This window comes from Micromonospora sp. LOL_025, assembly GCF_048060285.1.
GTDB lineage: Bacteria > Actinomycetota > Actinomycetes > Mycobacteriales > Micromonosporaceae > Micromonospora.
In genome coordinates, this window is record NZ_JBHMIR010000134.1 from 1 (window position 1) to 423 (window position 423).

The window sequence follows — 423 nt, forward strand, 5'->3', positions numbered from 1 at the left end:
GCCAGCAGCGCCTGCGCCTCGATCGGGTCACCGAGCGTGGTGCCGGTGCCGTGCGCCTCGACGGCGTCCACGTCGGCCGGGGTCAGGCGCGCGTTCGCCAACGCCTGCCGGATCACCCGCTGCTGCGACGGACCGTTCGGCGCCGTCAACCCGTTCGACGCGCCGTCCTGGTTAATCGCCGACCCGCGTACCACCGCCAGGATCCGCCGGCCCTCGCGCCGGGCGTCGGAGAGGCGCTGCACCAGCAGCACGCCCACGCCCTCGGACCAGCCCGTGCCGTCCGCCGACGCCGCGAACGACCTGCACCGGCCGTCGGCCGACAGACCACGCTGCCGCGAGAACTCGATGAACGTCCCCGGCGTCGCCATCACCGTCACACCACCGGCCAACGCCAGATCACACTCACCACTGCGCAACGCCTGC

Annotated in this window: 1 protein-coding gene; it reads right to left on the reverse strand. The window is 73.5% G+C overall.

The window, feature by feature from the left end:
* Positions 1-423 (reverse strand): beta-ketoacyl synthase N-terminal-like domain-containing protein (locus tag ACFHW0_RS31820; RefSeq protein WP_416613326.1); only part of this gene is annotated, 423 nt, incomplete at both ends.